Genomic DNA, 4,755 nt, shown 5'->3' with positions numbered 1-4,755 from the left:
GGGCGGGGGAGTCCACCGGGCCCCGCACCGTTCCCGGTTCAGGCCCGGCCGGTCCACTCGTCGGCCAGGACGGCCCAGATCTCCTTGTCGTAGCGGACCCCGTTGTACGGGTACCACTCGCGCAGCACACCGTCGCGGGTCATGCCGACCCGCTCGGCGACGGCCCGGCTGCGGGCGTTGACGGAGGAGCACCACCACTCGGCGCGGTGCATGCCGCGGGTGGTGAAGGCGTAGTCGAGCAGCTGCCGGACGGCGGCGGTGATCAGCCCGTGGCCCTCGCCGGCCGGCTCCGTCCAGGCCCCGATCTCGCAGACGCCGGACCGGGCGTCGAAGCTCACGAACATCACGCCGCCGACCAGGGTGCCGTCCAGCCAGATGCCGTAGATCCGCTTCTGGTCGGCGGCCAGGCCGTCGGCGTAGCGCTGGAGGGTGGCGCGGGCGGAGTCCAGGTCGACGGAGAAGGTGGCCCAGGGGATCCACGGGTCGGTGTGGGCGCGGGCGCGGTCGAGGTGGGTCAGGAACTCGGGGGCCTGCCAGGGCTCCAGCGGGCGCAGTTCGGCGTTCTCGGTGAGCGGTACGGCAAACACGGGCGGCCTTTCACGGGTGGTGCTGAGGTTGGCTGGACTATTCATAACAAACGTTTGGTACGTAAGATAGCCCCATGACACCGGCCCGTGGAGACCATGACGCCCGACGCTCCGAGGTCTCCGAGGGGGTGTGGCGGGTGCTCTCCACCCGGGGCTTCGAGGGGCTGACCCTGCGCGCGGTGGCCGCCGAACTGGGCGCCTCCACCGGGCTGTTGACGCACTACTTCCCGAACAAGCGGGCGCTGCTGAGCCACGCGCTGGAGGAACTGGACCGGCGCTCGCTGGCCCGGCCCCGGCGCACCGACCCCGCCGACGGCAGCGCGCCGCCGGCCGGCCTGGCCCGGGTGCGGGCGTCGCTGCTGGACGTGCTGCCGCTGGACGGCGCGGCCGCCGCCGACAACCGGATCTGGGTCGGCTCCTGGGACCACGCCCTGGCCGACCCGGAGCTGGCGGCCGCCCACGCGGGCCGCTACGCGCGCTCGCGCACCGCGCTCACGGCGCACGTCGCGGACGCCCAGCGGCTGGGGGAGCTCCCGGCGCAGGCCGACCCGGCCGCGCTCGCGGCGGGGGCGCAGGCCTTCGTGCTGGGCCTGGTGGTGCAGGCGCTGTTCGCCCCGGAGGAGTTCCCGGCGGAGCGGCAGACGGAGCTGCTGGACGCGTACCTGGCCGGGCTGGCCGGGTAGGGGCGGGCGCTTCCGGGTACGCCGGGCGGTCCGCCCGGCCCGGGTACCGGGGTGTTCGGGGTGGGGGATTCACCGGGAATTCCGGTTGTTCCGATTGGACCCGTTTTTCGCCCCGTTTTCACGGCGGCACCGACACGCATGGTCACGAGTTCGGTGCGATGAGTGCGCGGGACGGTTGGTGTACGGGATTACCGACTGGTCCGGAGCGGACACGGAAAGTGTCCGCCGGAGTGGTGGCCTGCGGAATTGCGGGGTGGTGCCCCCAGCAGGATTCGAACCTGCGACCTACCGCTTAGAAGGCGGGTGCTCTATCCGCTGAGCTATGGGGGCGGGACGGGCGGTGCCCTGGCGGGCGCGACCGTGGCCGGGATCGGGCTGGCGAGCGCCGGGGCGCGCGCTGTCCGGCCCCGTACCTGAGGGTGGGGGTGGGGGTGGTGGGCCCTCGCCCTGTCGGGGACAGGATAAGGGTGACCGGTTCCCAGGCCGGGTGTGACGACACCGCCGTTGGTGTGTCGGTTCGGTGGAGCGGTCCGATAATCGCAGGTGAAGGCCGTGAGTGCAGCGGTCTGGGAGTGTTCCGAGCCGGACGTTGTGCAGTCGTTACGGGGCTGCCTCCTCACCCGTTATGGATTCGGCACGGAGAATGCGGCGCGGACGGTGCGGGTGGGGGCCTTAATCGCGGTTGCGCCGGTCGTATGACGTGCGCGGACGGCCGTCGGGGCGCCTTCCGGAGCGCGTTCCCGGGCGGGTTCCGGGGTGCGCCGGCCGGGCGGCGAGCAGCGAGTTTGTTGTCATGGCCGCGAAGAAGTGGGGCCGAAGCGGTGGCGGAAGGCTGAAATTCACCCCTGCGGGTGACAACAGTTCCACAGGCCCGAGTTATCCACAGGATTTCGGAAGTCGGTGGCCCGGATTTCCCCCGAAGTGCACGCTCAAGGCGCACCGGTCGATTCCGTACGGTGCATCGGCGAGAACGGAGGGTGTGCCGTGAGCGAGACGCATGTGACGGTGATCGGCAATGTGGCGACGGAGGTGAGCTACGGCGAAACCAGCGGCGGGGTGCCGATGGCGAACTTCCGGCTCGGCTGTACCGAGCGGCGGTACGACCGGCAGCGCGAGTGCTGGGTGGACGGTGAGACGCAGTGGGTGGCGGTGACGGCCTGGCGGGCGCTGGCGGTCAATCTGATCGGCTCGCTGTCCAAGGGCGATCCGGTGCTGGTGAGCGGCCGGCTGCGGGTGCGCGAGTGGACGGAGGGGGAGGTGAAGCGGAGCCGGGCCGAGATCGACGCCAGATCGGTCGGACACGACCTCACCCGTGGTACCACGGCGTTCCGGTGGGCGGCGGGGGTGCGCGGGCAGCCGCCGGGCGGCGCCGGTCCGGCCGGGGCGGAGGTCGGGGGCGAGGCCGTGCCGGGGTGGATCGTCAGCGCGGTGGAGGCGCGCAGGGGCTCCGGGGCGCCCCCGGCGCCGACCCCGGCGGCGGTCGCGGCGCCCGTCGTCCGGGCGCTGCCGCCGGGTGGGCGGCCGCCCGCGGGGGAGTCGGGCGAGGTGGCCGGGAAGGAGCGGGGAGGTGGCGCCGCGGATGCCCTGACCTGATCGGTCGGTGACCTTCCCTGTCGACAAATATGTTGATCGAGAACGTCGTTGTGCCCGCACGCGCAATCCGACCGGATAACGGAAAGCGGCCCCGGAGTTTCTGGCCGACCGTCAGCTTGTGTGGGACCTGAGGGGATTGATAACGATCCAGATACGGAATCGTCCTGATTTCGCATGGGGGTTTCCGGGCCTCTGGGGCTCAATAGGATTCGTCTGGTTCATACCCGTAGCAGTGCCACAGGGGGCACGCGCGGAACGGCAAGTCGGCGGGCCGCCCACTCGGTGCGGCCGGGCCCGGAGGGATCCCAGATGTTCCAGAGGCAGGGGCGGAGTCTGTCCCGGATAACCACTGTCATGCTCACGACCAGCTTGGCGCTGGGCGGAGGCCTGTTCGCGGCCGGTGCGGCGGTCGCGGCCGGTGCCCCGACCTCGGGCGTGACGGCGGAAGTCCAGAACGAGATGCTCGGCGAGAAGATCGACGTCGAGGGCAAGGGCACCGTCGACGGCGGCCTGTTCACCCTCAAGACGGCTGCCGGGGAGAAGCTCCGGACGTACTGCATCGACTTCGACAACCCGGTCTACCTGGACAGCGGCGCCAAGTACCACGAGGCGGACTGGGCGTCGAGCTCGCTCAACAGCAACGCGAACGCCCCCAAGATCCGCTGGATCCTGGACAACTCGTACCCGCAGGCCAGCCTGGCGTCCCTCGCGACGGCCGCCGGCGTCGACAGCCTGACCGACGCGGACGCCGCCGCCGGCACCCAGGCCGCGATCTGGAAGTTCTCGGACAACAAGAACGCCGTCCCGCGCAACGACAAGGCCAAGAAGCTACGCGACTACCTCGTCGGCGACGCCAACAAGGGCGTCGCGGCCGAGCCGAAGCCCTCGCTGACCCTCTCCCCGGACTCGGTCTCCGGGAAGTCGGGCGGCAGGCTCGGCCCGTTCCTGCTGAACTCCAGCGCGAACGAGGTCAAGCTGACCGTCACCGGCGATGCCGCGGACAAGATCAAGCTGCTGGACAAGGACAGCAAGCCGGTCAACGGCAGCCTGGCCGGTCCGATCGGCAAGGACACCCCGCTGTTCCTGGACGTGCCGGCCGGCACCCCGGACGGCAAGGCCGCCATCAACGCCACCGCCGAGGCCACCGTGCTCAGCGGCCGGGTCTTCATGAGCGGCGTGGACTCCCGCGGCCGCCACAGCCAGACCATGATCCTGGCCGGCTCCACCAAGGTGAACGTCGCGGGCGGCGCCAAGGCCACCTGGAAGCAGGGCAAGGGCGCGCTGATCGACAGCACCGCCAAGGAGGAGTGCGCCACCGGCGGCGTGCGGGTGTCCGTCACCAACAGCGGTGACGAGGCCGCCACCGTCACGGTCGGCAAGCAGCAGGTCGCCGTCCAGCCGGGCAAGACCGAGAGCGTGCTCGTCAAGGTCGAGGAGAAGGCGCACTACGACTTCACCGTGACCGGCCCGAACGGCTACACCAAGCAGTTCACCGGCGTCCTGGACTGCAAGGTCGGCGTGACCCCGACCCCGGCCCCGACCACCCCCGCCGCGACCGGCACGCCGTCCGGCACCCCGAGCGCGGCCCCGTCGGGCACCCCGAGCACCGGCGCCGGCCAGCCGACCCCGGCGACCACCAGCGCCGCCCCGGGCACCGGTGGCCTGGCCCAGACCGGTGCCAATGACTCCACCCCGATCCTCGCCGCCGTCGCCGGTGGCCTGGTCGTGGCCGGTGGCGCCGCCGTCTTCGTCCTGCGCCGCCGCGGCCGCCACGGTCGCACCACCGCCTGAACCGCCTGAACCGCCTGAACCGTCTGCCGCCTGAAGCGCCCGAAGCGCCCGAAGCGGCGGAACCGCCCGAGCGGGCCGGGGGTCACTGACCTCCCGAGGCC

4 protein-coding genes and 1 tRNA gene are annotated in these 4,755 nt (G+C 71.8%); 3 read left to right on the top strand and 2 right to left on the bottom strand.

The window, feature by feature from the left end; all coding sequences use genetic code 11:
• Window positions 1-38: 38 nt before the first annotated feature.
• A complete protein-coding gene (locus tag ACFU6K_RS31600) occupies window positions 39-587 on the bottom strand; it encodes a GNAT family N-acetyltransferase (protein WP_380668843.1) in 549 nt (182 codons plus the stop codon).
• A gap of 74 nt (window positions 588-661) precedes the next feature.
• On the opposite strand from ACFU6K_RS31600, the gene ACFU6K_RS31595 reads away from it, so the two are divergent.
• Window positions 662-1,270 carry a TetR/AcrR family transcriptional regulator gene (locus ACFU6K_RS31595; protein WP_380668841.1) on the top strand — a complete coding sequence of 203 codons (609 nt, stop codon included), beginning with the start codon at window positions 662-664 and terminating at the stop codon, window positions 1,268-1,270.
• Window positions 1,271-1,524: 254 nt separating this feature from the next.
• Here ACFU6K_RS31595 and ACFU6K_RS31590 read toward each other — a convergent pair.
• Window positions 1,525-1,600, bottom strand: a tRNA-Arg gene (locus ACFU6K_RS31590).
• A 654-nt stretch (window positions 1,601-2,254) separates the two neighbouring features.
• Between ACFU6K_RS31590 and ACFU6K_RS31585 the strand changes: the two genes are divergently transcribed.
• The gene (locus ACFU6K_RS31585; RefSeq protein ID WP_380668839.1) at window positions 2,255-2,863 is read left to right on the top strand and encodes a single-stranded DNA-binding protein; all 609 of its coding nucleotides are present in this window, start codon (window positions 2,255-2,257) and stop codon (window positions 2,861-2,863) included.
• Window positions 2,864-3,217: 354 nt separating this feature from the next.
• Window positions 3,218-4,654, top strand: coding sequence for a Cys-Gln thioester bond-forming surface protein (locus tag ACFU6K_RS31580; RefSeq protein ID WP_380668837.1), 1,437 nt, complete (start codon window positions 3,218-3,220; stop codon window positions 4,652-4,654).
• Window positions 4,655-4,755 lie beyond the last annotated feature (101 nt).

Origin of the sequence: Kitasatospora sp. NPDC057512 (assembly GCF_042802135.1) — a bacterium.
Classification (GTDB): Bacteria; Actinomycetota; Actinomycetes; order Streptomycetales; family Streptomycetaceae; genus Kitasatospora.
The sequence above is the reverse complement of the archived record's forward strand: the minus strand, read 5'-3'. Positions and strand labels throughout refer to the sequence as shown.